Source organism: Micromonospora sp. CCTCC AA 2012012 (assembly GCF_040499845.1).
Classification (GTDB): Bacteria; Actinomycetota; Actinomycetes; order Mycobacteriales; family Micromonosporaceae; genus Micromonospora; species Micromonospora mangrovi.
The window spans coordinates 5,254,689-5,279,466 of record NZ_CP159342.1 but is presented as its reverse complement, the minus strand read 5'-3'; the positions used below and the strand labels follow the sequence as shown (position 1 = coordinate 5,279,466).

General features: G+C 73.7%; 23 protein-coding genes, 2 tRNA genes and 1 pseudogene. 16 read left to right on the top strand and 10 right to left on the bottom strand.

Going from position 1 to position 24,778, the window contains the following annotated elements:
* Window positions 1-124 precede the first annotated feature (124 nt).
* From ABUL08_RS23670 to ABUL08_RS23650, 5 genes are all read left to right on the top strand, one after another.
* Window positions 125-198, top strand: a tRNA-Ile gene (locus ABUL08_RS23670).
* A gap of 43 nt (window positions 199-241) precedes the next feature.
* Complete coding sequence (locus tag ABUL08_RS23665) at window positions 242-370, top strand: DLW-39 family protein (protein WP_231928447.1); 129 nt, start codon at window positions 242-244, stop codon at window positions 368-370.
* A gap of 46 nt (window positions 371-416) precedes the next feature.
* Window positions 417-492 (top strand) — tRNA-Ala (locus ABUL08_RS23660).
* A gap of 33 nt (window positions 493-525) precedes the next feature.
* Window positions 526-729, top strand: a complete 204-nt coding sequence (locus ABUL08_RS23655) for a hypothetical protein (RefSeq protein ID WP_350932159.1) — start codon at window positions 526-528, stop codon at window positions 727-729.
* Between the two features lie 163 nt (window positions 730-892).
* The gene (locus ABUL08_RS23650; protein ID WP_350932158.1) at window positions 893-1,624 is read left to right on the top strand and encodes a phosphotransferase enzyme family protein; all 732 of its coding nucleotides are present in this window, start codon (window positions 893-895) and stop codon (window positions 1,622-1,624) included.
* A 17-nt stretch (window positions 1,625-1,641) separates the two neighbouring features.
* Here ABUL08_RS23650 and ABUL08_RS23645 read toward each other — a convergent pair whose 3' ends face one another.
* The gene (locus ABUL08_RS23645; RefSeq protein ID WP_350932157.1) at window positions 1,642-1,791 is read right to left on the bottom strand and encodes a hypothetical protein; all 150 of its coding nucleotides are present in this window, start codon (window positions 1,789-1,791) and stop codon (window positions 1,642-1,644) included.
* Window positions 1,792-1,988: 197 nt separating this feature from the next.
* Between ABUL08_RS23645 and ABUL08_RS23640 the strand changes: the two genes are divergently transcribed.
* Window positions 1,989-2,939, top strand: coding sequence for an L-threonylcarbamoyladenylate synthase (locus ABUL08_RS23640; RefSeq protein WP_350938806.1), 951 nt, complete (start codon window positions 1,989-1,991; stop codon window positions 2,937-2,939).
* A 6-nt stretch (window positions 2,940-2,945) separates the two neighbouring features.
* Here the strand turns inward: ABUL08_RS23640 and ABUL08_RS23635 are convergent, their stop codons facing one another.
* The 4 genes from ABUL08_RS23635 to ABUL08_RS23620 form a co-directional block, all read right to left on the bottom strand.
* A complete protein-coding gene (locus ABUL08_RS23635) occupies window positions 2,946-4,394 on the bottom strand; it encodes a serine/threonine-protein kinase (protein WP_350932156.1) in 1,449 nt (482 codons plus the stop codon).
* 187 nt (window positions 4,395-4,581) lie between these two features.
* A complete protein-coding gene (locus ABUL08_RS23630; RefSeq protein WP_350932155.1) occupies window positions 4,582-4,872 on the bottom strand; it encodes a hypothetical protein in 291 nt (96 codons plus the stop codon).
* A gap of 235 nt (window positions 4,873-5,107) precedes the next feature.
* Window positions 5,108-5,914 carry an MBL fold metallo-hydrolase gene (locus tag ABUL08_RS23625; protein ID WP_350932154.1) on the bottom strand — a complete coding sequence of 269 codons (807 nt, stop codon included), beginning with the start codon at window positions 5,912-5,914 and terminating at the stop codon, window positions 5,108-5,110.
* Between the two features lie 9 nt (window positions 5,915-5,923).
* Entirely contained in the window at window positions 5,924-10,378 is a 4,455-nt protein-coding gene (locus ABUL08_RS23620) for a cation-translocating P-type ATPase (RefSeq protein WP_350938804.1), read from the bottom strand.
* A 380-nt stretch (window positions 10,379-10,758) separates the two neighbouring features.
* Between ABUL08_RS23620 and ABUL08_RS23615 the strand changes: the two genes are divergently transcribed.
* The 5 genes from ABUL08_RS23615 to ABUL08_RS23595 all read left to right on the top strand — a co-directional run bounded on the left by ABUL08_RS23615 (window position 10,759) and on the right by ABUL08_RS23595 (window position 14,192).
* On the top strand, window positions 10,759-11,019 hold the full coding sequence (locus tag ABUL08_RS23615) for a hypothetical protein (protein ID WP_350932153.1): 261 nt from the start codon (window positions 10,759-10,761) through the stop codon (window positions 11,017-11,019).
* Between the two features lie 83 nt (window positions 11,020-11,102).
* Entirely contained in the window at window positions 11,103-12,479 is a 1,377-nt protein-coding gene (locus ABUL08_RS23610; protein WP_350932151.1) for an MFS transporter, read from the top strand.
* An 89-nt stretch (window positions 12,480-12,568) separates the two neighbouring features.
* Window positions 12,569-13,348 carry an SDR family oxidoreductase gene (locus ABUL08_RS23605; RefSeq protein WP_350932150.1) on the top strand — a complete coding sequence of 260 codons (780 nt, stop codon included), beginning with the start codon at window positions 12,569-12,571 and terminating at the stop codon, window positions 13,346-13,348.
* Between the two features lie 37 nt (window positions 13,349-13,385).
* Window positions 13,386-13,583: a hypothetical protein gene (locus ABUL08_RS23600; protein ID WP_350932149.1), complete on the top strand. Its 198-nt coding sequence runs from the start codon at window positions 13,386-13,388 to the stop codon at window positions 13,581-13,583.
* Between the two features lie 60 nt (window positions 13,584-13,643).
* A complete protein-coding gene (locus tag ABUL08_RS23595) occupies window positions 13,644-14,192 on the top strand; it encodes a YbaK/EbsC family protein (RefSeq protein WP_350938802.1) in 549 nt (182 codons plus the stop codon).
* 59 nt (window positions 14,193-14,251) lie between these two features.
* Here ABUL08_RS23595 and ABUL08_RS23590 read toward each other — a convergent pair whose 3' ends face one another.
* From ABUL08_RS23590 to ABUL08_RS23575, 4 genes are all read right to left on the bottom strand, one after another.
* On the bottom strand, window positions 14,252-14,887 hold the full coding sequence (locus ABUL08_RS23590) for a DsbA family oxidoreductase (RefSeq protein WP_350932148.1): 636 nt from the start codon (window positions 14,885-14,887) through the stop codon (window positions 14,252-14,254).
* A gap of 20 nt (window positions 14,888-14,907) precedes the next feature.
* On the bottom strand, window positions 14,908-15,333 hold the full coding sequence (locus ABUL08_RS23585; RefSeq protein ID WP_350932147.1) for a SufE family protein: 426 nt from the start codon (window positions 15,331-15,333) through the stop codon (window positions 14,908-14,910).
* Between the two features lie 73 nt (window positions 15,334-15,406).
* Entirely contained in the window at window positions 15,407-15,826 is a 420-nt protein-coding gene (locus ABUL08_RS23580) for a CBS domain-containing protein (RefSeq protein WP_350932146.1), read from the bottom strand.
* A 56-nt stretch (window positions 15,827-15,882) separates the two neighbouring features.
* Window positions 15,883-17,652, bottom strand: a complete 1,770-nt coding sequence (locus ABUL08_RS23575) for a proline--tRNA ligase (protein WP_350932145.1) — start codon at window positions 17,650-17,652, stop codon at window positions 15,883-15,885.
* Window positions 17,653-17,946: 294 nt separating this feature from the next.
* Here ABUL08_RS23575 and ABUL08_RS23570 point away from each other — a divergent pair, with 294 nt between their 5' ends.
* Complete coding sequence (locus tag ABUL08_RS23570) at window positions 17,947-21,171, top strand: phage tail protein (protein WP_350932144.1); 3,225 nt, start codon at window positions 17,947-17,949, stop codon at window positions 21,169-21,171.
* 48 nt (window positions 21,172-21,219) lie between these two features.
* Here ABUL08_RS23570 and ABUL08_RS23565 read toward each other — a convergent pair whose 3' ends face one another.
* On the bottom strand, window positions 21,220-21,591 hold the full coding sequence (locus ABUL08_RS23565; protein ID WP_350932143.1) for a hypothetical protein: 372 nt from the start codon (window positions 21,589-21,591) through the stop codon (window positions 21,220-21,222).
* A gap of 188 nt (window positions 21,592-21,779) precedes the next feature.
* Here ABUL08_RS23565 and ABUL08_RS23560 point away from each other — a divergent pair.
* From ABUL08_RS23560 to ABUL08_RS23545, 4 genes and pseudogenes are all read left to right on the top strand, one after another.
* Window positions 21,780-22,033 (top strand): annotated as a pseudogene (locus tag ABUL08_RS23560) (hypothetical protein); the annotation flags it as partial.
* A 94-nt stretch (window positions 22,034-22,127) separates the two neighbouring features.
* Complete coding sequence (locus ABUL08_RS23555; protein WP_350932142.1) at window positions 22,128-22,658, top strand: SigE family RNA polymerase sigma factor; 531 nt, start codon at window positions 22,128-22,130, stop codon at window positions 22,656-22,658.
* A complete protein-coding gene (locus tag ABUL08_RS23550) occupies window positions 22,655-23,797 on the top strand; it encodes a TolB-like translocation protein (RefSeq protein ID WP_350932141.1) in 1,143 nt (380 codons plus the stop codon). Before ABUL08_RS23555 ends, ABUL08_RS23550 begins: the two co-directional genes overlap by 4 nt.
* Before the next feature lie 213 nt (window positions 23,798-24,010).
* The gene (locus ABUL08_RS23545) at window positions 24,011-24,778 is read left to right on the top strand and encodes an SGNH/GDSL hydrolase family protein (protein WP_350932140.1); all 768 of its coding nucleotides are present in this window, start codon (window positions 24,011-24,013) and stop codon (window positions 24,776-24,778) included.

The following is a 24,778-nucleotide window of genomic DNA, read 5'->3' as shown; positions in this document are numbered from 1 at the left end:
TAAAGCGGTCGCCCCGGTGTCGCGTATCCGGGTAGGTTCGATCTCGTACGGGCGGGAGCCCCGCCACGGCCACCCCGATTTGGGGCCGGACGCGGCGATGGGTTAACCTTGCTCGTCGCTACGCGGGGCTATAGCTCAGTCGGTTAGAGCGCAGAGCTGATAACTCTGAGGTCGCTGGTTCGATTCCAGCTAGCCCCACCGCACATCGTCCGACGATAGTCGAGCGCGAGGGGTCGCCCCAATGTTCAAGAAGCTGCTGATCCTGGCCGGCGTCGTCGGAGTGGCCGCCGTCGTCGCCAAGAAGGTCAAGGCGTCGAACGACGAGCGCGCTCTGTGGCACGAGGCGACCACCGCCCCCGACCTGCGCTGAGCGTCCGTCTCCCGGCTGCCAGCACCCGGCGGAGTCGTCCGCCCTCGGGGCCCTAGCTCAACTGGCAGAGCACTGCCTTTGCAAGGCAGGGGTTAGGGGTTCGAGTCCCCTGGGCTCCACCAGGACTTCCCTTGGTCTATCTCAGGTTCGTCATGATGGACAGGTACTGGTTTCACTTCGACCTCTCGGCGATCTACCCGCGCGGCTGGCCGCCTGTGGTGGGTGTGACCGGCCAGGGTCTCGACGACTGCCTGGAGATAGTCAGACACCGGTACGGACCGCATGTGCCACCGATGACGAAGGTCGTCGAGGATCCGGATCTGGCCGAGTTTCAGCCCGGCACCGTGTCCGGTGGTTGATCGCTCGGGGTGCCTGTCTGGCGGGGCATCTGGTATCCGCCCGAGAACATCACGGGGCCCGAGCCGCCAGAACGCCAGCGGAGCGACCCACGATGGTGGACCTTCAGCGAGCGAGAGTGACGCAGCCGGTCGTAGAGCCGTGAACGTCCGTAGGATCTGGCCGATGGGGTGGGAAACACTCGGGCGGTGGGGTGAGGACGCCACTCGCATCGAACCGCTCACCGGCGGAGTCGCCAACGAGGTGTGGAGCGTACGCGTCGGCGGGCGCCTCGCGGTCGGTCGTCTCGGCAGCAGGAGCGACGCCGATCTGGCCTGGGAGACCGGGCTCCTGCAACACCTCGACCGGGCCGGTCTGACCGTGCCGGTGCCGATCCCGACCAGGGACGGCCGGCTGTTCGTCGACGGTCTGGTGGTGATGCCCTACCTGGACGGTGGACCGCCCGAGACGCAGGCCGACTGGCGTCGTGTGGCCGCCACCCTGCGCGAGTTGCACCGGCTGACGCAGGGCTGGCCGCAGCGCCCGGGCTGGCGGTCGTCGACCGACCTCCTGCACGCCGAGACCGGCACCAAGATCGACCTCGGCGCGATGCCCCCGGAGGGCGTCGCCCGGTGCCGGGCGGCGTGGGCACGGTTGGTCGGACATCCGACCTGCGTCGTCCATGGCGATCCCAACCCCGGCAACGTCCGGATGACCGCGGACCGGGTCGCGCTGATCGACTGGGACGAGGCGCACGTCGACGTCCCCGACCTCGACCTGGTGCTGCCCGACAACGCCGCCGGCCTCGACGACGGCGCGTACGACATCGCCGGGCAGGCGTCGGCCGCCTGGGAGGCCGCGGTCTGCTGGGACGACGGGTACGCGGTCAAGCGGCTCGCCGAGGTCCGACCGGTCTGAGAACGCGCCCGGCGCGGCTAGAGCCACTCCATGGCGATGTTGCCGGCGTACACGCGCGCCTCGCGATAGTCGGGGCGTCCGAAGAGTTCCGCTTCGCCGTCGTGGATCGCGACGAGCGAGTCTGCTCCCTGCCACCAGGTGTCGACGATGCCGGCGGTTTCCGGCACCGCGCCGGTTCCGACGGGCGCGTAGGCGCCGGAGGCCCCCCGCCTGCCGCGGCGTCGCTGCCGCCCCCACGGAACGGGAGCGCGGGCTGGGCGCAACCGACCACCGCCCCGCCGGTCACGCCGTACCGCCGACCCGTGGCACCGGCCCGTCGGCGGCAGGCTAGCGTCGGGGCGTGAGCACCGGATCCCCGCGCGTCCTGCCGGCCGACAGCGGCATCGCCGAAGCCGCCTCCGTCCTGCGTACGGGAGGGTTGGTCGCCTTCCCCACCGAGACGGTCTACGGGCTCGGCGCGAACGCGCTCGACGCCCGGGCCGCCGCGCGGATCTTCGAGGCGAAGGCGCGGCCCAGCTTCGACCCGCTGATCACTCACCTGGCCGACGCGGCCGACCTGACCGATCTCGTCGGTCCGGTGCCGGCGGCGGTGGCGGCGCTGGTGGAGCGCTTCTGGCCCGGCCCGCTGACCCTGATCGTGGACCGGCCGGCGGCCATCCCGCCGATCGTCACCTCCGGGCTGGACACCATGGCGGTCCGGGTGCCGGACGAGGCGTCGGCGCGGGCGCTGATCGCCGCCGCCGGGGTGCCGGTGGCCGCACCCAGCGCCAACCGGTTCGGGCAGCTCAGCCCGACCCGGGCCGAGCACGTGGTGGCCGGACTGGGCGCCGCCGTGGACGTGGTGCTCGACGGCGGACCGACCCGGTGCGGCATCGAGTCGACCATCGTGGACGCGCGCGGCGACCGACCGGTGGTGCTGCGGCTGGGCGCGCTGCCGGTGGAGGCGCTGGTCGAGGCGGTAGGCCCGGTGAGCGTACGAGCGGGTAGTTCGGGTCAGCCGGTGGCGCCGGGGACGCTGGCGGCGCACTACGCGCCGCGTACCCCTCTGGTGCTGGGTGCGGCGGGGCCGGCGGCCGGCGACGGCGGCCGACGTGGCTTCCTCGCCTTCCGGGACCGCCCGGCGGACGGGTGGGCCGCGGTCGAGGTGCTGTCCCCGGAGGGTGACCTGACGGCGGCGGCCGCGCGGCTCTTCGACGCGCTGCACCGGCTCGACGCCGCCGGGGTGACCGAGATCGTGGCCGAGCCGGTGCCCGACGTCGGGGTCGGTCGGGCGATCAACGACCGGCTGCGGCGCGCGGCCGCCACCTGGCACTGACCGGGCTCAGCGCAGCTCGGCGGCGATCCGGTCGGCGTCGGCGCTCAGCGCGGTGTAGCCGGCCGCGGTCAGCCTGCCGCCCCGCCGCAGCTCGGCGAGCTTGTCCCGCAGCTTCTTGAGCTGGGCCTCGGCCTGGTCCGGGTCGTTCTCGGCGATCTCCTTGGCGATGGCGTCCACCTTGGTGTGCAGGTCCTTCGCCGCGTCCGGATTGAGCTGGCCCGTCGCCACCTGCCGCTGGATGGAGAGCCGGATCGCCACGATCGGGTCGGCGGGTGGGGCGGGCCTCGGCGTGCGGGACGCGGCCGGCGGCCTGGTCGTCCGGGTGGCCGGGGGCCGGGTGGTGGGGGCGAGCGTCCGAGGCTTCGGGGTGGGCGGGGCGACGGTGACCGGCACCACCGGTGCGGCCGGTGCCGTCGAGGTGGCGACCGGGGTGGGCGCGACGGTGGGTGCGGCGACCGGCGAGCCGGTGTCGCGGTGCAGCAGGGCCACGGTGGCCAGCGCCAGCAGCGCGACCCCGAGCAGAGCGGCGGCCACCAGCGCGAGGCGGGCTCCGCGCCGCCGGGCCGGCCCGGGCGGGCGCTTCCCGGCCGAGGCGGGCAGCGGCACCACCGGGACGGGGGCGGCGGGGGAACCCGCCGCCGGCAGCAGCGCCGCGAGCCGGTCCCGGACCGCGGCGGCGTCGGTGGGCCGGTCCGCCGGGTCCTTCGCCAGCAGCTCCGCCACCACGGTGTCCAGCTTCACCGGTACGTCGGGACGGCGCTCCCGCAGCGGCGGAGGCGGTTCGTTGACGTGCTGGTGCAGCACGCTCAGCGGGTCACCGGCGAACGGCGGGGTGCCGGCCAGCATCGCGTAGAGCGTGCAGCCCAGGCCGTACAGGTCGGTGCGGGGGTCGACCGGTCGGCCCAGGGCCTGCTCGGGCGACATGTACGAGCTGGTGCCCAGCTTGGTCGCCGGACCGGTGAGGCTGTTCTGGCCGGCCGTCCGGGGGAGCCGGGCGATGCCGAAGTCGCAGATCTTCACCGTGCCGGACGGGGTGACGATCAGATTGCCGGGCTTGACGTCCCGATGCACCACCCCGGCGGCGTGCGCGGCGGCGATCCCGTCGCTGACCTGCACGGCGATCGACAGCGCCTGACCGAGGGCGAGCGGACCGGCGGCGATCAGCTGCGCCACCGTACGCCCCTCGACCAGCTCCATGACCAGGTAGGAGTCGTCCTCCTCGGTGCCGAAGTCGTACACCCCGACGATGTGCGGGTGGCTCAGCCGGGCCGCCGTACGGGCCTCGCGGTCGAAGCGTTCGGCGGCCTGCGGTTCGTCGAGGCCGGCCGCGGTGAGCACCTTGATCGCCACCGGGCGGTCGAGCCGCAGGTCGCGTCCCCGCCACACCTCGCCCATGCCGCCGCTGCCCAGCAGCTCCTCGGACTGGTAGCGGCCATCCAGCAGACGTTTCGGCACCATGTCACTTTTTCCAGCCGTGGCCCCCGCTACACGGGTCCACGGGTGGCGCGGTCGGTCCGGCGTCCACCGGACGGGGGGTCTGCGGACGGGTGCTGAGGAACTGCTCGCCGTGGACCATCCCCCCAAGCTAGTCGGAACGCCGCCCGGGCGGCTGCCGTGAGCCGCCCGGGCGCGCCGCCGGTGGTCAGGTCTCCTGGTGGGCGACCTCCAGGTTGACGAAGCGCGGTTCGCTCCGGGCCAACCGGCGCAACCGGTCGGCGTACGCGCCGGTCTCCGGCTGGGAGCTGTGCGCCATCGCCTGTTCGTAGTTGTCGAACTCGGCCACCATCACGAAGTGGCCGGGCCGCTCGCGGTCCTCCGCCACCGTCATCCGGGCCGGGGCGTTCGACAGCTGGTGCCGTGCCCAGTCCTCACTGAGTTCGCGCACCTCGTCGGGGCGGTCCGACTCGTACTCGATCACCTGGACGAACGTCACGTCGATCACCTCCACTCGCCGCATTCCCCGCAGGTGGCCGTCCATGTGCCGGCCGTGCCTCCGCCGGCCGGGGGCAGGAAACGGGACAACGATCCCCCCGAGGGTGAGGTGTGACGCCGATGCCGACCGCACGCGAGATCATGACCAGTGACGTGACCTCTCCGAGCGCGACTGACCCGCCCGTACGCCGATCGCCGCCCCTCCGGTCCCGCCGGACGGGCGGCGATCGGCGTGGTCAGGCGGGCGGCGTGGTGAGCGGCACGGTCTCGCCGCGCATGACGGTGCGGACCTGGCGGACCAGGCCGCGCCGGCGGGCCTCCTCGACGAAGTGCCGCAGCGGCGAGCGGAACACCGGGTAGTCGTCGTAGTGGATCGGCACGGTCAGCTTCGGACGGATCAGCTCCACCACGTCGGCGCCCTGCTTCGCGTCCATGGTGAGCAGGATGCCGGCGATCCGGGTGCCACCCAGGTGGATCAGCATGGCGTCGATGTCCGGGTAGCGCTGGGGGATCTGCGCGAGCTGCGGACGGCGCAGCGTGTCCCCGGTGACATAGAGGCGGAACTCGCGGGAGCCGCCGCGTTCCAGGTCGACCATCGTGCCCATCACGTCGGGCAGCAGCCGGTCGAGCGCGCCCGGCCCGTGCTGGCCGGGCAGCGAGGTGAGCCGCAGGGTGGCGTCGCCCCGGTGCAGCTCGTACGAGCGCCAGGTGGGCAGCCCCTGCGCCGCGTGGAAACCCCAGCGGCGCAGTTTCCGTTCCGCCTCGGGTGTGGTGACGATCGGCAGCGCGTGGTCGAGACCCCGGCGGGCGACCCGGTCGAAGTGGTCGCCGTGCAGGTGGGACAGGACCACCGCGTCCAGTGCGGGCAGCTCGGGAAGGGTGAGCGCCGGGTCGGTGCTGCGTTTCGACCAGAGCCCGTGACCGAGGTAGGCCCGCTGCCCCCGGTGCAGGAAGTTCGGATCGGTGAGCAGGGTGAACCCACCGATCCGGAGCACGGTCGTCGCGGTGCCGACGAAGGTCACCTCGGGTGCGTCGCTGCCCATGGTTGACCCCTACCCTCGTTCGTCGCGCCCATGCTCCCGCTTGTCGGCAGCGGACAGGGTGCGGTCGACGAGGCGGGTGAGGGCGCCGTTGGCGACGGTGGCGCCGATCGCCGAACCGGCGGCGATGCCCCAACCCACCGGACCCAGCGGCGTGCAGCCGAAGAACTGGCTCACCCCGGGGGTCTGCACCACCGCGACCAGCACACCGACGGAGGCGGCGGTCGAGGCGAGCACGGTGGGGCTGGTCCCGCCGGCCAGCACGGTCTGCCCGAGCTGGGTGCCGACCAGTGAGGCCAGCGCGACGGTGCCGGCCCGCCGCCGTCGACCGGTGTACCGGGCGAGCGTCCAGCCGGCGGTCGCGCCCAGCGTGGTGGCCGCGGCCCGCAACGCGATCTCCCGGGTCATCGTCTCGCCGAGCGAGGTGTCCGGGCCCTCCCGCAGCAGATGGTCGGCCCCGTCGGCGGCGGGCGGGCGGACCGCGATGGCCAGGGCCGGTGCCAGGTCGGTGAGCAGGTTGACCAGGAGGAGCTGCCGGCCGGTCAGGGCGGACCGCCCGGTGGCGGCGGCGGAGAGCACGCTGAACGCGATCTCGCCGAGGTTGCCGCCGACGAGGATGCTCAGCGCGTGCCGTACCGAGGACCACATGGCCCGCCCCTCGACCAGGGTGGCGATGATGGTCTCCAGCCGGTCGTCGGTGACCACCAGGTCGGCGGCGGCCCGCGCGGCCGGGGTGCCCCGCTGGCCGAGGGCGATGCCCACGTCGGCCAGCCGGATCGCCGGGGCGTCGTTGGCGCCGTCCCCGGTCATCGCCACCGTCCGGCCGCACTTCTGGAGCGCCTGGATGATGCGTACCTTGTGGGCCGGGGTGCAGCGGGCCACCACGTCGGTGTGGGCGAGCCGATCGGCGAGGGCGTCGTCGTCGAGCCGGTCGAGGTCCGTCGCGGTGACCACCCGCTGCGCGCCGTGGTCGGGACTGATGGTGGCGGCGATCGCCTCGGCGGTGGCCGGGTGGTCCCCGGTGATCATGATGGTGTGCACGCCGGCCTGCCGGATCCGCCGGACCGCCGGGGCGGCGCTCTCCCGCACCCCGTCCGCGAGCGCCAGGAAGCCGACGAAGACCAGGCCGCGTACGTCCTCGTCGGTCACCTCCTCGGCGCCGGTCCGGCATTCGGCGACGGCGAGGATGCGGTGCCCGGCACCGGCCCGCTCGGCGAGCATCGTGTGCAGCGCCGCCCGACCGGCCTCGTCCAGCGGCTCGTCGCCCGCCCCGGTACGCCGGGCCGCGCAGCGCGGCAGCACCGTCTCGGGCGCCCCTTTCACGCTGAGCAGCAGCCCGTTCGCGTCGCGTCCCACGGTGGCGTGGTAGCCCCGGGACGGTTCGAAGGGCAGCCCGCCCAGCGCCGTCCAGCCGGTCGCGCCGGTCTGCTCGGTCACCTCGGCGGTCGTCGCGCCGCGTCGTACCGCCCGGTCGGTGTGCTGGGGCAACTCGTCCGGGTCGGCGGCGGCGGGGGTGGCCCGCAGCGCGGTGGCGAGGGTCAGCTTCAGCTCCTGGCCGAGCCGGTCCGGCGGGGCGTACCGGTTGCCGTCGCCGTCGCCCACCCCGGCCAGCAGCAGCTTTCCCTCGGTGAGGGTGCCGGTCTTGTCGAAGCAGAGCACGTCCACCCGGCCCAGCGCCTCGATGGTGCGCGGGTTGCGGACCAGGGCGCCGTGTTCGGCCAGCCGCCGGGCGGCCGCCAGCTGGGCGGCGCTGACCAGGAACGGCAGCCCTTCCGGCACGGACGCGACGGCCAGGTTCGCGGCGGTCGCGGCCGTCTCCGCCAGGGGTACGCCCCGCAGCAGCCCCGCCCCGGCCACCGCGATCGCCGACCCGGCCGCCAGTGGCACGGCGGAGCTGGTCAGCTTGCCGAGCCGGGCCTCCACCCCGCTGGCCGGGGGTGCCTGGCGGGCCAGCGCGAGGCTCCGCCCCGACTCGGTCTCCGCGCCGGTGGCCACCACCACGGCGGTGCCGTGTCCGGCGGCGACGGTGGTGCCCTCGTAGAGCATGGAACGGCGGTCGGCGACGGCGGCGGCCACCACCGGCTCGTCCGTCTTGGCGACCGGCAGCGACTCACCGGTCAGGGACGACTCGTCGGTCTCCAGCCCGTCCGCGTCGAGCACCCGGCAGTCGGCCGGGATCGCGTCACCGGGCCCGACCGTGATCACGTCCCCCGGCACCAGTTCCTCAGCCGCGACCACCTGCTCCACGCCGTCGCGGAGCACCCGCGCGGTTACCGCCGAGCGGGACAGCAGCTCGGCCAGGGAGCGCTCGGTGTTGCGCTGGTGCACCGCGCCGACCAGCGCGGAGCCGCCCACCACGCCGCCGACCAGGGCGGCGTCGACGAGCGAGCCGAAGGTGGCCGAGAGCACCGCCCCGGCGGCGAGCACCGGCGTCAGCGGGTTGGCCAGCTCGTCGACGAACGCCCGGAGCAGCCCGGCCGGGCCGGTCCCGTCGCCGGTCACGACCCGTCGGCGGCGGGCCGCCTCGGCGCCGCTGAGCCCCTGCGGTCCGGTGTCGAGCTGGCCGAGCACCGTCTCCATCGGCATCAGGTGCCAGGCGGTGAGCGCCGGTACGGGCGCGGCGGTCCGGTCCGGCAGCCGGCGGGCCCGGAACACGCCGTGTGCGAAGGCGAGCGCGGCGGCGCCGTTGACCGTGGTCAGGGCCCGCCCGGGGAGCTGCCGGGGGTCCGCGGTGAACGCCCCGAGCGCGGCGAGTCCACTGCCGGCCATCGCGATCCGGATGTTCTGGCCGGCTGTCCGCCGGGCCACCCCGGTCGCCTCGATCAGCAGGGCGGGAACCCGCAGGTCGGTGCCGACCAGCAGGTGGGCACCCCACGGCGGCAGGTCCTCGTCGCCGGCCACGCCGAGTCCGCAGTCGGCGGCGGCGAGGGCCGCCCGGTCGCCGGAGACCACCATCACCACGGCCCCGTCGCGTTGCAGGGCGCGCACGGAGTCGGCGAGCCGGTCGCCGCCGGGCACGAGGGCGTCGGCGAAGCCGTACCGACGCTCGTCGTCGCCGGCCACGACGAGCCGCAGGCCGGCCAGACGGGCGGCGGTCGGCAGGGCGTCGACGCCGGGGGCGGGTTCCGGCTCCACCCGGAGCAGCGCGGCGAGCCGGTCGCCGTCGGCCAGCCCCAGCAGCGTGCCGCCGGTGTCGCGGAGCCGGCGGCTCTCCGGGGTGTCGCCCGGGTCGTCGGCGTCGATCCGGTCGAGCGGGCCGAGCCGCCAGCCGTCGACGTGGTGCAACCGGTCCGGGGCGGCGGGATCGAAGAGCGCGAAGGCCCGCGCGGCCACCTGGCCGGTGTCGGCGCCCGGCAGCGGGGCCAGGTCGGCGAGCACGCCCCGGTCGGAGCCGAGGACCGCCGCGTCCAGCACCACCGTGTCGATCCGGTCGAGTTCCCGCAGCACGCTGCGGTCCATGGCGATGACGCCCCGCCGGGCGAGGATCCGGCCGAGCTGGGCGGCGTAGCCTTCCCGGCCGCTGCCGGGCGCCTTCGGCAGGGTGGAGAGCGCGAGGGCGGCGGCCCGTTTCGGGCCGACCACCGGCAGCGCCGCCGCACCGGCCGCCGCGCCGAGGGGCAGCACCCGCTGGATGTACCGCTCGATCGGGCCGTCGGGTTTCGGGCGGGGGCGTTCACCGTCGGGCACCCGGGCGACCGCCCGGTCGGGGTCGCCGGTCAGCCGCGGTTCGGCCTTCGACCAGGCGGTGAGCTGGGCCCGCGCCTCGCCCCACTGCACCATGCGCTGCGCGCTGTCCAGCACGATGCCGGCCCAACCGCCGGTGAGGCCCTGCACCACCGCCTCGGCGAGCGGGAAGATCACCTCGGCGCGCGGGTCGGCGCGCAGTCCCCGGCCGGCGAGGTGGTGCAGCTTCGGGTGCAGGTCGATCGCGCCGAGCAGGCCGGCGACCTCACCGGGCACCGGGGTGAAGGGCAGGATCCGGGTGGCCGCGGAGATGGTCAGGCCGAGTGCGTCGGAGACCAGGCCGCCGAGGGTGCGGGGCGTACGCGGCCCCTCCTCGGGCGGGTGCGGGGGTGGGATGTCCGGGTCGGGCTCGTGCGGGCAGACCCGCTCGGTGCGGGCGACGGTGTCGATCAGGTCGCGCAGCCGGGGCTTCGGGTCGTCGACGGCCACCACCACCCGGCCGGAGGGCGCGTTCACCCGGGCCCAGCTCACGCCGGGGATCCGTTCGAGGGCCTGCTCGACCTGGCGGGCCAGCCGGTCACCGCCGTCCTGACAGACGCCGTGCACCTCGATGTGGTGCCGCCCGTCGCGGGACCAGACCCGCCGTCGGGTCAGCCCGGCGGCCCGCGCCAGCCGGGCGGCGGCGGCCCCGGCGCTGCGGGCGGCGTCGGTGACGGGTGCCGGCACGGCCGACCGGGCGCTCTCCCCGACGGCCGCGCCGTTGCTCCGCGCGGCGTCCGGCATCGTCGGCACGGCGTGCCGGGCCGCGTCCGGCAGCGCCGAGGCGACACTCCGGGCCGCGTCCGGCACGGCGGCGGCGACGGTACGGGCGGCGTGCGTCACCACCTCCGGCACGCCGAGCGGCGGCAGCAGCCGGCCGGCCCGGCCCAACAGCGTCATCGAGGGGTACGGCCGAACCGTCGGCCACGCTCCCCGGTGCCACCGTCGTGCCCGCCGTACGCCATCTCGCCTCCCACGCCTCGTCCCGGCGGCCTGGCTTCCCGGCGGGGGGTCCGTTATGCCCCCTGAGCGGCGGAAGTTTCCCTGTGCGCCGGAGCATGGACGGCGTCCCCGGTGGAATGCCATCCGGACGTCGATGGTCGTGACACACCGGGGAGGCCGGGATGAGCACGCTGACGCGACACCTCAACGATTCGCACGACGCGGTCCGGACGTACGGCCGGCGGGTGGAGATCCCGCTGCTCGGCGAGGTGGCGGTGCCACCGCCGGACAAGGTGACCTACTACGCGGGGCTCGGGGTGCTGGCCGCCCTCCAGGTCATCGAGTGGCCGTTGGCGCTGGTCATCACCGCCGGGCACCTGCTGGCCGACCAGCACATGTCGGGACTGGCGAAGGGCGTGGGCGAGGCGCTGGAGTCGGCGTGACGAGACGGGCGTCACGGTTGACCTCAATCCGGGTTGAGGTCCGAGGCTGAGCGCATGCCGATGTCGCCCCCCGACGGTCAGCGGTGACCGTCACCGCCGCTGCCGCGGCCCCGCCCGACCACCTCTACGCCCCGCGCCTGCGCGCGATGACGGTGGGCAGCGTCGCCCTCGTCTCGCTGCTGGCGTTCGAGGCGCTCGCGGTGGGCACCGCCATGCCGACCGTCGCCCGCCACCTGGACGGGCTGTCCCTCTACGCGCTCGCCTTCGGCGGCCCGTTCGCCTCGGGCGTGGTGGCGATGGTGGTCTCCGGCATCTGGTGCGACGCCCGGGGACCCCGGGCGCCGATGTGGCACGGGGTGGCCTGGTTCGTGCTGGGGCTCCTCGTCGCCGGCAGCGCCCCGACGATGGGGCTGCTGGTCGTCGGCCGGGTGGTGCAGGGCTTCGGCTCCGGACTGCTCTCGGTGGCGTTGTACGTGGTGGTCGGGCAGGCGTACCCGGAGGCGTTGCGGCGGCGGATCTTTGCCGCGTTCGCGGCGGCGTGGGTGGTGCCGTCGCTGGTCGGCCCGGCGCTGGCCGGGCTGATCGTCGAGCACCTGGGCTGGCGTTGGGTCTTCCTGGCGGTGCCGGTGGTGGCGGTGCCGGCGGTGCTGCTGGTCCAGCCGGGCCTGCGGGCACTGGGTACGGCCGTGCCGGCCCGACCGCCGGGCGGTGCGCGGGCCCGGATCGGCTGGGCCGTCGGCGCGGGGGCGAGCGCCGCACTGCTGCACTACGGGGGGCAGCAGCGCGGCGCCACCGCCGTCGTCGCGGTGGCGGTGGCGCTGGCCGGGCTGCTGGCCTGTGCCCCGCGCCTGCTGCCGGTCGGTTTCCTCCGTGCCCGGCGGGGGCTGCCGACGGTGGTGGGGCTGCGAGGGCTGGCCTCCGCGGCGTTCGCCGGTGCGGAGGTGGTGATTCCGCTGATGCTCTCCCGGGAGCGCGGGTTCTCGCCGACCGCCGCGGGTCTGGTGCTGACCGTCGGTGCGGTCTCCTGGTCGGTGGGTTCCTGGGTGCAGGGTCGGCTCACCCCGCCGCGATCGGCGGCGACGCTGCCCCGGGTCGGGCTGGCGTGCATCGCCGCCGGTACGGCGACGGTGGCGCTGGCCGTCCTGCCGTCCGTGCCGGTGCCGTTGGCGGTGCTCGGCTGGGCGACGGCGGGGCTGGGCATGGGTCTGCTCTATCCGTCGCTGTCGGTGCTGACCCTGGCGCTGTCCGCCCCCGAGGAGCAGGGGCGGAACTCCTCGTCGCTGCAACTGGGTGACTCGTTGTTCGCCGCCACCGTGCTGGCGCTGACGGGTGCGGTGCTGGCCGCCGGGGCCGCCCCGGGACCGGGCAGCTATGCGGCGACCCTGGCGGTGGCGGCCGGTTGCGGGGTGCTGGGTGTGCTGCTCGCCGGCCGGGTGGTGGTGCCCGCACGGGTCGGCTGACCGGCCGGGCCCGGTCACGAAGGCGGCCCCGGTCACGAAGGCGGCTGCTGTCTCGTCGGATTGCGGTGGAGCGTGCGAAGGGAGCGTCGATGAGGGTGCTGGTGACCGGGGCGAGCGGGCGGCTGGGTCGGGTGGTGCTGCCACGGTTGCGCGACGACGGGTTCGTGGTGCGGGCGGCGAGCCGGCAGCGCCGCGCGGATCCGGAGTGGGTGACGCTGGACCTGGCGACCGGCCGGGGGCTGGCCGAGGCGGTCGACGGGGTGGACGCCGTGCTCCACCTGGCCTCCGCGCCGAACGCCGGTCGGCGTACCCGGGCGGTGGACGTGGTCGGCACCCGGCGGCTGGCGGTGGCCGCCGGTGAGGCGGGCGTCGGCCACCTGGTGTACGTGTCGATCGTCGGGGTGGACCGGGTGCCGCTGGGCTACTACCGGCACAAGCTCGCCGCCGAGGAGGTCGTCCGCTCCGGTCCGGTGCCGTGGAGCGTCCTGCGGGCCACCCAGTTCCCCGAGTTCCTGGACGAGCTGCTGCGCACGGTGAGCCGGTGGGGGCCGGTGATCGGGGACCGGGCGTTGCTGGCCCAGCCGGTCGACCCGGGGGAGGTGGCCGGGCGGCTGGTCGGGATGCTCGGTGCCGGCCCGTCGTACGCGGTCGAGGACTTCGGCGGGCCGCAGGTGCTCCGCTTCGACGAGGCGGTACGGGCCTGGCGGACCGCCCGCCGGTCGCGTCGCCCCCTCCTGCCGGTACGGATCCCGGGCCGGCTCGGTCGCGCCCTGCGCGCGGGTGCGCTGACCACCACCGTCACCCCGACCGGCACCCGCACCTGGGCGGATCACCTGGCCGACACGTACGGGGGAACCGGCGGAAAGTGAAACGCCCATCCGTTCGGCTCCGGCCTACGGTGACCGCATGCTGGTCATCGTCACCACGGTCATCCTCTACGTCTGCGGTTTCGTCTTCCTCTACGGCGTGATCCGGCTGGGCGTCCGGCACGGCATGGAGGACGTCGAGGCGTCCCGGGCCCGCACGATCCGGGCCGAGCAGGTCATGTCGGCGCAGGAGCAGAACTTCGCCCGGCAGAACGCCTTCCTCACCGGCGGCAACTGACCCCACCGGTCGGCCCGCCGACGAGCGGATCCGGGTGGCGGGTGCGAGGATCCACCCGTGATGGGGACGCTGAAGACCGAGCCCGCCCGGACCCGACTCGACCTGCTGGCGCCGCCGGTGGCCGCAGCGGTCGAGCGGTGGCCGGCCGAGGCGCCGGTGGACGTCGACTCGGTGCTGGTCGCGCCGATCGACGCCGAGCTGGCCGACACTGCCGCCTTCTGCGCGGCGTACGAGGTGGAGCTGGCGGAGTCGGCCAACTGCGTGGTGGTCGCCGGCAAGCGGGAGGGCGAGATCCGGTACGCCGCCTGCATGGTGCTGGCCACCACCCGGGCGGACGTGAACGGCACGGTCCGCCGGCTGCTGAACGTGCGCAAGGCGAGTTTCGCCCCGATGGCCGACGCGGTGGAGCTGACCGGCATGGAGTACGGCGGCATCACCCCGATCGGCCTGCCGGAGCAGTGGCCGATCCTGGTGGACTCGCGGGTGATCGCCACCCCGCACGTGATCATCGGGTCCGGCGTGCGGCACAGCAAGATCGCGCTGCCGGGCCCGGCGCTGGGCGCACTGCCCGGTGCGACGGTGGTGGAGGGGCTGGCCAGGCCGGCCTAGGTCGTCATGCCCGTCGATACCGTTGCACGTGAAACATCACGGACGTCGATGGCCGGGGTTCAGGCGGCGCCCGACTCCCGGCGCTGGACCTCGGTCAGGGCGGCGAGCAGGGTCTCCGGCTCCTGGGCGCCGGTGACGGCGTACTTCCCGGCCAGCACGAAGGTCGGCACGCTGGAGACCCCCAGCTCGTGGGCGGCGGCGAGGTCGGCGGCCACCTCGCGGCGGCCGAGGTTCGACTCCAGGTAGCCGCGGGTCTCGGCCTCGTCCAGGCCGACCTCCCCGGCGAGCCGGACGAGTGCATCGACCGAGCCGACGTCCACCCCGTCGGTGAAGTGCGCGCGATAGAGCGCGTCGATCATCTCGGTGGCCCGGTCCCGCTCGGTGGCGAACCGGATCAGCCGGTGTGCCTCGAACGTGTTGGCGTGCACCGCCCGGTCGAAGTGCAGCTCCAGACCCACACCGGCGCCCACCTGACTCACCTGGGCGAACATCGCCTCGGCCCGCTCCCGGCCACCGAATTTGGCGGCGAGCGCCTCCACCAGCGGCTTCGGCTCGGTCACCGGCGTCGGGTCGAGCTGGAACGGGCGGTAGCGCACGGTCACGTCGCCGTCGTACGACGCCAGGGCCTGCTCCAGTCGGCGCTTGCCGATCCAGCACCAGGGGCAGACCACGTCGGCGTAGATCTCGATCTCCATGATCGAGGTGAACGCCCAGCTCAGCCGGCTTGTTCCCGGACCTGCCGCTTCATCCGCGCGAGGATCGCCGTCCCCCCGCGTACGCGCAGCGGGCTGATCACCTCGGCCAGCCCCATCCGCTGGTAGAGGTCGTCCGGTACGGCCAGCACCTGCTCGGCGCTCGCCCCCGCCAGCCCCTCGGCGAGGATGCCGGCGAAGGCCCGGGTGGTGGGCGCCTCCGGCGGGCAGTCGAAGATCGTGGTCACCGTCCGGTCCGGGTTGACCTCGGCGCGCAGGAAGAAGGCCGTCTGGCACTCGGGGACCTGCTCCAGCTCGTCCCGGTCCACCCCGGCCGGCAACGGCGGGATGACGTCGGAGTACTCGAGCAGCAGCTCCAGCACCACGTCGCGGGGCGCGGTGGCGAACTCGTCGACGATCTCGGCCAGCTTGGTCGGCATCTCGGGCATCCCGCCAGGCTACCGCCGCCCGCCCGGCCCGCCACCGCGGTGGCGGGGGCCCCTCCGCCGAGAGGCCCCACGCTCAGTTGTTGGGGGCGCCTTCGCTGATGTCGGCCAGCGCCGAGTTCGGGTCGAGCTGCATGGCGAGGTCGCCCAGGGAGACGATGCCGACGAGTTTGCGGTCGGTGTCGCAGACCAGCACCCGGCGGATGTTCCGCTCCCGCATCAGGGCCGCCGCCTCGCCGGCCGTGGAGTGCTGCTCGATCATGACCACCTCACGGGTGATGATCGAGCCGATCGTGGTGCTCGTCGGGTCGGCGCGCTCGGCCACCGCCCGCACCACGATGTCCCGGTCGGTGAGCAGGCCGGCGAGGGTGGCCCCGTCGGTGACCACCACGTCGCCGATGTCCGACTCCTTCATCACCCTGGCCGCCTCGTCCAGGGTGGTCTCCGCCGACAGGTAGACCACCTGCTTCGTCATCACGTCACTGACCCGGTACATGAGAGCCTCCGAACAAACCTTGGTCGATCCCGCTGCGGTACCCCGTGGCACGTCCGCTACACCCCGTTGCGGCGCGCCGCGACCGGCTCGCCGGTCAGCCGCTCGACGAGACCGTCGAGCGGCACCTCCTCCCGCTCGCCGGTGGCGCGGTCCCGCAGCTCGACGTACCCCTCGGCGGTGCGGCGGCCGACCACGACGGCGCGCGGGATGCCGATCAGCTCGGCGTCGGTGAACTTCACCCCGGCGGAGACGTGCGTGCGGTCGTCGACCAGCACCCGCAGGCCGGCGGCGGAGAGGCGTCCGCCGAGGTCGAGCGCCGCGTCGAGTTGCGGCCCCTTCCCCGCCGCCACCAGGTGTACGTCGCACGGCGCCACCTCGGCCGGCCAGACCAGTCCCCGGTCGTCGTGGTGCTGTTCGGCGATCGCCGCCACCGCCCGGGACACCCCGATGCCGTAGCAGCCCATCGTCGGGCGGACCGGCTTCCCCTCGGAACCGGCCACGTCCACCGCGAACGCGTCGGTGAACCGCCGGCCGAGCTGGAAGATGTGTCCGATCTCGATGCCCCGCCGGATGACCAGTTCGCCGTCCTCGCAGGCCGGGCAGGGGTCACCGGCGCGTACGTCGGCGGCCTCGATCGTGCCCGCCGGGGTGAAGTCTCGACCGCAGACCACGTCGACCGCGTGCCGGCCGGGCTCGTTGGCGCCGGTCAGCCAGGCGGTCCCGGGCACCACCCGGGGATCGACCAGACAGCGGATGCCCAGCTTCGCCAGGAGCTGCGGCCCGAGGTAGCCGCGGACCAGGTCCGGATGGGCCGCCCAGTCGTCGAAGACCTCGACCGTGGCCGGGTGCAGGGCCGCCCCGACCCGCTTGAGGTCCACCTCCCGGTCCCCGGGCACCCCGACGACCAGCAGTTCGGCCTCCTCGACGCCGGGGCGGCGGACGGTCAGCACCACGTTCTTCAGGGTGTCGGCGGCGGTCCAGTCCCGTCGGCCGCCGAGGCCGCGCGCGTTCGCCAGGTCGACCAGGGAGGCGATCGTGGGGGTCTCCGGGGTGTCGTGCACCGTCGACGCCGGATGCGCGTCGGGGTCGCCGGCCGCCGGGGCGCGGGTCACCACCGCCTCCGTGTTGGCCGCGTAGCCGCAGGACGTGCAGCCGACGAAGGTGTCCTCGCCGACGGGCGTGGCGGCGAGGAACTCCTCCGACGCCGAGCCGCCCATCGCCCCGGACGTCGCGTGCACCACGGTGAAGTCCAGCCCGAGCCGGTCGAACACCCGGACGTACGCGTCGCGGTGCCGCTGGTACGCCGCGCGCAGACCGGCGTCGTCCAGGTCGAACGAGTAGGCGTCCTTCATCAGGAACTCCCGCCCGCGCAGCAGGCCGGCCCGGGGCCGGGCCTCGTCCCGGAACTTCGTCTGGATCTGGAAGAGCGTCACCGGAAAGTCCCGGTACGACGAGAAGAGATCCTTGACCAGCAGCGCGGCCAACTCCTCGTGGGTCGGCGCGAGCAGGTGCTCGGCTCCCTTCCGGTCGACCAGGGTGAAGATGTCGTCGCCGTACTCCGTCCACCGGCCGCTCGTCCGGTAGGGCTCCGCCGGCAGCAGCGCCGGGAAGTGCACCTCCTGGTCGCCGATCGCGGTCATCTCCGCCCGGACGATCTCACTCACCCGGTCCAGCACCAGCTTGCCCAGCGGCAGCCAGGTGTAGCCGCCCGGTGCGGCGCGGCGGACGTAGCCGGCCCGCAGCAGGAGCCGGTGGCTCGGCACCTCCGCGTCCGACGGGTCGTCCCGCAGGGTCCGGAGCAGCAGAGTGGACATGCGCAGCAGCATTGCCGCAGCCTACGAAGGACCGGGGCGGCCGGCGAGCCGATTCCGACCGCATGTCCGCCCCCTTTCTGCCGTCAGGGTGGGCCCCGCACCGAGCCGATTGGTGGAGGGGAGCTGGATCGGAGGGTGGAGCAGGTGGCCGGTGCGGCCGGAATGGATGTCGAGCGGTCGATTTCCCGTCACGGCTCTTATCAATAGCGGTCAGCCCTCCTACGGTGACTCCGGTACTCCCGGGGGTGGACGGTGCCGGGGTCCGACCCGGTGACGCGCCCCGGGCGTTTACAGGGGGTTGTCTCGATGCACGTACGGAGCCGCGCGATAGCCGGCCTGGTCGCCGGGGCGGTCGTGTTGACGGCCGTGCCGGCGGCGGCGAGCACGATGGCGGGCCGGCTCGGCGACAGGGCCGCGGGCAGCGCCGCCCGCGCCGTCGTCAGAACGGTCAGCAGCGACGCGGTGGACACGGTCGCCCGCACGGTCGCCATCGCGGCCGAACCGGTGCCGGGGCAGACCCGGCTGGTGCCGAGCACGCCGCGTACCGACACGCCGAGGATCAACGACGGCGAGATCAAGGACATCGAGGTGATCGGCAACCGGGTCTTCATCGCCGGCACCTTCACCTCGATCGCCAACGTCGGCGGGACGGCGATCCCGCAGCGCTCGCTCGCTTCGTACAACATCGACACCGGCAAGGTGGACACTGGCTTCCGGCCGACGTTCGACGGATCCGTCGAGGCCGTCGAGGCCTCCCCCGACGGCGCGTCCCTCTATGTCACCGGCTCGTTCAACACGGTCGGCGGCATCACCAAGCGCAAGATCGCCCGGCTCGACCCGGTCACCGGCGCGCCGGTCGCGGGCTTCACCGCCACCGCCGACGGCCGGGGGACGGCCCTCGCGGTGAGCAGCACCGCCGTCTACGTCGGCGGCCAGTTCACCAAGGTCAACGGCGTGAGCCGCCGTGCCCTGGCGGCGGTCAACCCGACCACGGGCGCGGTGGACACCGGCTTCGACCTGCCGCTCTCCGGCGGCATCGGCATCGGTGGCCTGCTCACCGTGCAGCAGCTCAAGCTGACGCACGACGACAAGCGGCTGCTGGTGGTGCACACCGGTCGGCAGATCGCCGGCCAGGACCGCTACGGCGTGGGTCTGATCGACACCGCCGCCAAGTCGCTGCTGCCCTGGCGGACCCGGCTGTGGGAGGACAACCTCTCCTTCGTCGGCGGCATCCAGCGGGCCTATGCCGGCGACATCGCGCCGGACGACTCCTACTTCGTCGTGACCAGCGGTTCCGGTGGCGACCGGCCGCCGATCAACGACACGGCGATCGCGTTCCCGATGACCGGTAACGACAACGTGGAGCCGCTCTGGATCTCCCGGCACTTCGACAGCATCTACTCCGTCGCGATCACCGAGAAGGCGGTGTACGTCGGCGGTCACTTCAGCTGGCAGGAGTCGCCGACCTCCAACGTGCCGTGGCCCGGCCTGGACAACGTCGGGTACGGCACCGGCCAGGGGCTGAGCGGCTACGGCCTCGGTGACCAGGTGGTCCGCCGCGACCACCTCGGCGCGCTCGACCCGGTCACCGGCACCGCGCTGGAATGGAACCCGGGTTCCAACTCGTACGAGGGCGACAAGGCGATGCTGGCCACCCCCCGTGGTCTCTTCGTCGGTGGCGACGGCAACATCAAGGGCGGCAAGACGGTCGGCCGGGTCGGCTTCTTCGACCTGTCCCGGGAGCCGGCGCCCTCGGCGGTGGACACCACCGTCGTCACGCCCATCGAGGGCGCGGTGAAGCAGGCCAACGAGGCGTTCGTGCTGGACGGCAAGGCGATCGCCCCGGCCGGCGTCAGCCGGGTCCAGGTGGAAATCCAGAACCGAGGCTCCAAGCAGTACCTCCAGGACGACCTGACCACCTGGGGGCCCGCGAACAGCATCAACGCGACGCTCGCCGCGCCGAACGCGACCGCCACCGGCTGGTCCCTGTCGGTGTCGCTGCCGGTCGCCGAATACCAGGTCCAGGCCAAGGCGTTCGCCCGCGACGGGACGAGCGACCCGACCAAGGCCGTCAAGAAGATCGAGACGTTCCGCTTCGACGACCTGCCGCCCGCGACGACGATCACGAATCCGACCGCCGGGCTGCTCAGCACCAAGGCGTTCACCGTCACCGGCACCGCGACCGACGACAAGGGCGTCAGCGCCATGACGTACTGGTTGCGCACCCCGGACAACCGGTACCTCCAGGACGACGGGACGCTCGCCCCGGTCTACAACACGTTCCGCGGCGAGCCGGACGTGATCGGGGCGGTGTCGACCACCTGGCAGCTCGACCTGGACCTGCCCATCGAGGGCGACTGGAAGCTGATGGCCACCGCCATCGACACCGCCGGCCAGGCGGACCTGCGCGGTGCCACCCGCGAGTGGACGATCTCGTCCACCGGCGTCCCGCCGACCGTGGCGATCAGCGCCCCCGTGGCGATGACCCCGCCGACCGCCGCCGCGCCGCTCACCGTCGCCCCGGGCCAACCGATCACCTTCTCCGGGACCGCCGCCGACGACGACGCCGTGAAGTCCGTCGAGGTCTACCTCCGCAACACCACCACCAAGGAGTCGCTGGCCGCCGACGGCAGTTGGGGCGTCGACGCGGTCGCCGCCTACCACCGGGTCTCCCCGACCAACCTCAGCGCGCCGTCGTACAACTGGTCCTTCACCACCGCGCCGCTCACCCCCGGGGTGTACGACTTCCGGGTGCGGGCCACGGACGGCCTGGGCCTGATCACGCCGACCACCAACCTCGGCAAGCTCACGGTCACCGCCCAGGTGGCGAACGACGCCTTCCCGAACGGCACGCTGAACTTCACCGGCACCGACCAGAACATCGAGCAGTTGCACCTCGACCTGGCCGGCAAGGCGACCGACGACAAGGGCGTCCAGGCCGTCCGGGTGGCCCTGCGCGACCTGGACACCGGCCGGTACGTGCAGCCGAACGGCACCATGGCGGCCTCCTTCGCCACGGTGAACGCCACCCTCGCCTCGCCCGGCGCGACGAGCACCACGTTCAGCCTGCCGATCGACCTGCCGACCAAGGGCGAGTACAGCGTCGAGGCGTGGGCCGTCGACACGGCGGGCCAGCTCGACGGCTCGACCTCCGGGGCCACCGCCAAGTACCTGGTGTACCCCGGTGACCTCGACCCCCGGTTGGAGCCGGCCCTCACCCCGACCGACGGGCAGGTCTACACCGACGGGCGGATCGTGGTCAGCGGACGCGGGGTGGACGACGTCGGGATGCTCCGGGTGGAGCTCCAGATCGTCAACTCCGCGGGCAAGGGGATGAACTCGACCGGCGTGTTCGGCACGGGCGCGCCCTGGATCGCCACGTTCCTCACCAGCCCGGGTTCGCCGGGGTCGAACTTCGCGTACACCTCGCCGGTGATCCCGGCGGGCACCTACACCGTGTCGATCCGGGCGGTCGACAACTACGGGCAGGTGCAGCAGACGCCGAAGGTCGTCACGGTGACCGTCAGCTGAGTCTGATCCACCGCACGACGATGGCCCCGGCGCTCAGCGCCGGGGCCATCAGTCCATCATCCGCAGCGGCGCGGCGACGAGCACCACCGTCGCGGCGACGGCCAGCAGGACGCGCGGCGTACGGAGGCCGCGCCACCACGGCACCAGCCAGAGCAACAACCACACCGCGGCGAAGAGGACGGCGTGCTCACCCAGCATGGCGAGGGTCTTCTCCTCGCAGCGGTTGTCGCTGAGGGCCGACTCGCAGAACGTCGGCGACTGGTCGAACCCACCGCCGAGCAGGACGAGCACTCCGACGGCAGCGGCCGTCACGGGCGCCGCCACGAGCGTGACCAGCGGGGTCAGCAGCCAGTGGGTGCGGTCCCGGCGTCGGTCCGGCCAACCAACGCGGAGCATCTCGGGGTGCTGAACTTCCGACACCACGACAACGGTACGGATCGACCGCTCCCGCTGCTGCCCCCCGGTGTCGAGCAGGTAGGTGTGCCAGCGGGGATCATCTGCCGTCCAACCCGCCCAGCGGTGCCAGGCCAGGTCCGAGGAGAGCTCGTCGACGATGACGTCAGGCCGGTGGCGGGGCTCGCGCGCGTGCGCTCGGTGCCAGGCGGCCCAGGCCGCCGCACGTGCCGCTGCGCCCGCTCTGGGTCTGCCGGGCCTGCGGGTCGCTGTGGCCGTGTGCCGAGGCGCGCCTGCTGCTCAAGGCCGAGTACGACGGCAGCCCCGTCGACCTGGCCGCCTATCTCTCCGGGCTCTATCACGAGGCCACCCACGACCTGTTCCGGCTAACCCGTACGACGGGCCGACGCCGCGCGAGCTGTTCGAACGCTTCGTGGCGTGGGGGCCGTACCGGAAGGGTCCGGCGTGAACCCGACAGCGGGGCACGGCAACCACAGTGGGTGAGGGTGGCGTCTGGAAGAGCGTCACGACGGCGCACCACCTCACCCCAAGGATCGGCTCGTGTGGACCCTCTGTTGAGTGAGTTCGACTCGTTCGTCCGCCACCGCTCGCCGGCGCTGCTGCGCTCGGCCTACCTGCTCACCGGCGATCAGCACCTGGCCGAGGACCTCGTCCAGTCCGCCCTGGCCCGGACCCACCGGTCGTGGGGCCGGCTGCACGACAGCGGCAACGCCGAGGCGTACACCCGCAGGACGATGTACCACCTTCAGGTCTCCTGGTGGCGGCGACGCCGGGTGGCCGAGTCGATGCCGGGCGACCTGCCCGAGCCACGCGGAGGCGACTCGACCACCGACCACGCCCAGCAGACCACGCTCCGACTGACCCTGCGGGCCGCCCTGGCGAAGCTCTCGGCGAAACAGCGGGCCGTGCTGGTGCTGCGGTTCTTCGAGGACCGCTCCGAGGCGGAGGCCGCCGACCTGCTCGGCGTCACCGTCGGCACCGTCAAGAGTCAGACCTCGAAGGCGCTGGCCCGACTCCGCATCGTCGCCCCGGAACTCGCCGAGCTGTACGTCCTGGAAGGAAGCGCCCGATGAACCACGACCGCCTCCGGTCCGACCTGGCCGGGCTCGCCGACGAGGTCACGCCGGTCGACCTGCGGGACCGGGCGCTGCGTACGTCCCGTCGGCTCGGCGTCCAGCGGACGGTGGCCACCACGGCGGCGGCCCTGGTGCTGGTCGCCGCCGCCACCGGCACCGCCCTGGCCGTACGCCCGAACGGCTCGCCGCCCCCGGCCCCGGCCGGACCCACCGTCTCCGAGAGTCCCAGCCCCTCCGGGAAGGTGACGCCAGCGCCAAAGCCCTCGCGCGCCCCGAGTCCGGCCCCGGAGAGTCCCAGTGCGGGTGCCGGTGAGTCGGCGCCGGCCGTGCTCGACGGCACCCGCTACTACCTCGAGTTCACCGGCAGCGAGGCGCGCATCCACCTGGTGCGGCCCGGACGGCACGAGGTGAACATGCTTCCGTTGGGCAACGACACTTGCATGGCCAACTCGATGACCATCTCACCGGACGGCAAGCGGCTGGCATGGGTGAAGGACGGCAGCACCACCGGGTGGAGCGGCGCGCTTGTCACGTCCCGTATCGACGGAACCCGGCAGCGAACCGTGGCCACCGGCATCAGCTGCCTCGGGTCCCGGGCGCTGGTCTGGAAGGGCGGTGACCTCCTGATGGCGCAGAAGGGCAAAGTTTCGGTGCTGGTCGACATGGCTGCCGGGAAGCCCGTCAACGGCGACCCGGGCCAGGAAACCGACCGGTGCTGGTCCCCCGACGGGAAGTGGTTGGCGTCGCTGGACGCGGAGTCGGGCCAGCATCAGGTGACCGACGAGGGAGTGCTGCGCCAGTACACCTACACGCCGCCGGCGGCCGAGGCTGAGGGGCGCGACGGCTGGGCGGCCCGCAGCGTCTCCATCGACGGCCGGTACGTCGCTGTCGGCTGGAAGGGCACCGACCCGTCCCGCGCGGACAGCAGTTTCGCGGTCATCGACACCGCCACCGGAAAGGTGGTCGACCTACCCGGCACCGGCAAGGTGCGCAGCATCCTGTTCACCCTCGACGGCAAGGCGATCGTCCAGCGGGATGACACCCTCACCGTGCTCGACGGCAACTTCCGGCAGCTCGACACCGTTGCCGAGCCGGCGTCCGTACGCGGCCAGCGTCTCCTGGCATACGTGCCCTGACCTAGGACGAAGAAGGGCGGGCCACCGGTTGGTGGTCCGCTCTTCTCGTGGGCGTTGTCCGGATCCGTGCGGTGGCCCACCCCATCCCTGGCCGGTGGAAGAGAGCTGTCCCGTCGATGACCTCCGCCACGTCGTGTGCCGGGGGCGACGTCGGGCGGTGGGGCGGTGGGAGACTGGCCGGTGCAACTCTGCCGGGACGGAGAGGGAGACGCAGTGCGCTGGCGCAGTTACGTGGCGGTGGGGGACAGCTTCACCGAGGGCATGGACGACGCGTACCCGGACGGCAGCTACCGGGGCTGGGCCGATCTGGTCGCCACCCGGCTCGCCGCCGAGGCCGGCCCCGACTTCGGGTACGCGAACCTGGCGATCCGCGGTCGCCTCTTCCCCGGCGTGGTGGCCGAGCAGGTGCCGGCCGCCCTGGCCATGAAGCCCGACCTGATCAGCTTCGCCGCCGGTGGCAACGACGTGCTGCGCCGTACCTTCGACCCGGACGCCCTGGTGGCCCGCTTCGACGACGTGGTGGCCCGGCTGCGCTCCGGCGGGGCCGACGTGATCCTCTTCCGGTTCGCCGACGTGATGGCCCGGCTGCCCGGGCAGCGCCTGGTGGCACCCCGGATCGCGCTGCTGAACAAGGCGGTCGGCGAGACCGCCGAGCGGCACGGCGCGATCCTGGTCGACCTCTTCGCCGACGACACCTTCCTCAACCCGATGCTCTGGAGCACCGACCGGCTGCACCTGTCGGCGGCCGGGCACCGCCGGGTCGCCGGGCAGGTGCTGAACGCGCTCGGCGTCGGCTGCGAGGAGGACTGGCTGATGGTGCCGCCGCACCCGGCGCCCAGCCCCTGGCTGGCGGCCCGCGCCGCCGACCTGCGCTGGGCGGGCCGGCACCTGGCCCCCTGGATCAAGCGGCGGCTCACCGGCCGCTCCTCCGGCGACACGGTCACCGCGAAGCGCCCGGTGCTCGGCCCGCTGGCCGACTGA

Bases quoted from the DNA above. Each gene is read 5' to 3' on its own strand.
- ABUL08_RS23665 (WP_231928447.1), top strand. From the start codon at position 242: ATGTTCAAGAAGCTGCTGATCCTGGCCGGCGTCGTCGGAGTGGCCGCC.
- ABUL08_RS23655 (WP_350932159.1), top strand. From the start codon at position 526: ATGGACAGGTACTGGTTTCACTTCGACCTCTCGGCGATCTACCCGCGC.
- ABUL08_RS23650 (WP_350932158.1), top strand. From the start codon at position 893: ATGGGGTGGGAAACACTCGGGCGGTGGGGTGAGGACGCCACTCGCATC.
- ABUL08_RS23625 (WP_350932154.1), bottom strand. From the start codon at position 5,914: ATGGGCAGCGACGCACCCGAGGTGACCTTCGTCGGCACCGCGACGACC.
- ABUL08_RS23620 (WP_350938804.1), bottom strand. From the start codon at position 10,378: ATGCCGGACGCCGCGCGGAGCAACGGCGCGGCCGTCGGGGAGAGCGCC.
- ABUL08_RS23615 (WP_350932153.1), top strand. From the start codon at position 10,759: ATGAGCACGCTGACGCGACACCTCAACGATTCGCACGACGCGGTCCGG.
- ABUL08_RS23605 (WP_350932150.1), top strand. From the start codon at position 12,569: ATGAGGGTGCTGGTGACCGGGGCGAGCGGGCGGCTGGGTCGGGTGGTG.
- ABUL08_RS23600 (WP_350932149.1), top strand. From the start codon at position 13,386: ATGCTGGTCATCGTCACCACGGTCATCCTCTACGTCTGCGGTTTCGTC.
- ABUL08_RS23595 (WP_350938802.1), top strand. From the start codon at position 13,644: ATGGGGACGCTGAAGACCGAGCCCGCCCGGACCCGACTCGACCTGCTG.
- ABUL08_RS23590 (WP_350932148.1), bottom strand. From the start codon at position 14,887: ATGGAGATCGAGATCTACGCCGACGTGGTCTGCCCCTGGTGCTGGATC.
- ABUL08_RS23585 (WP_350932147.1), bottom strand. From the start codon at position 15,333: ATGCCCGAGATGCCGACCAAGCTGGCCGAGATCGTCGACGAGTTCGCC.
- ABUL08_RS23580 (WP_350932146.1), bottom strand. From the start codon at position 15,826: ATGTACCGGGTCAGTGACGTGATGACGAAGCAGGTGGTCTACCTGTCG.
- ABUL08_RS23575 (WP_350932145.1), bottom strand. From the start codon at position 17,652: ATGCTGCTGCGCATGTCCACTCTGCTGCTCCGGACCCTGCGGGACGAC.
- ABUL08_RS23570 (WP_350932144.1), top strand. From the start codon at position 17,947: ATGCACGTACGGAGCCGCGCGATAGCCGGCCTGGTCGCCGGGGCGGTC.
- ABUL08_RS23550 (WP_350932141.1), top strand. From the start codon at position 22,655: ATGAACCACGACCGCCTCCGGTCCGACCTGGCCGGGCTCGCCGACGAG.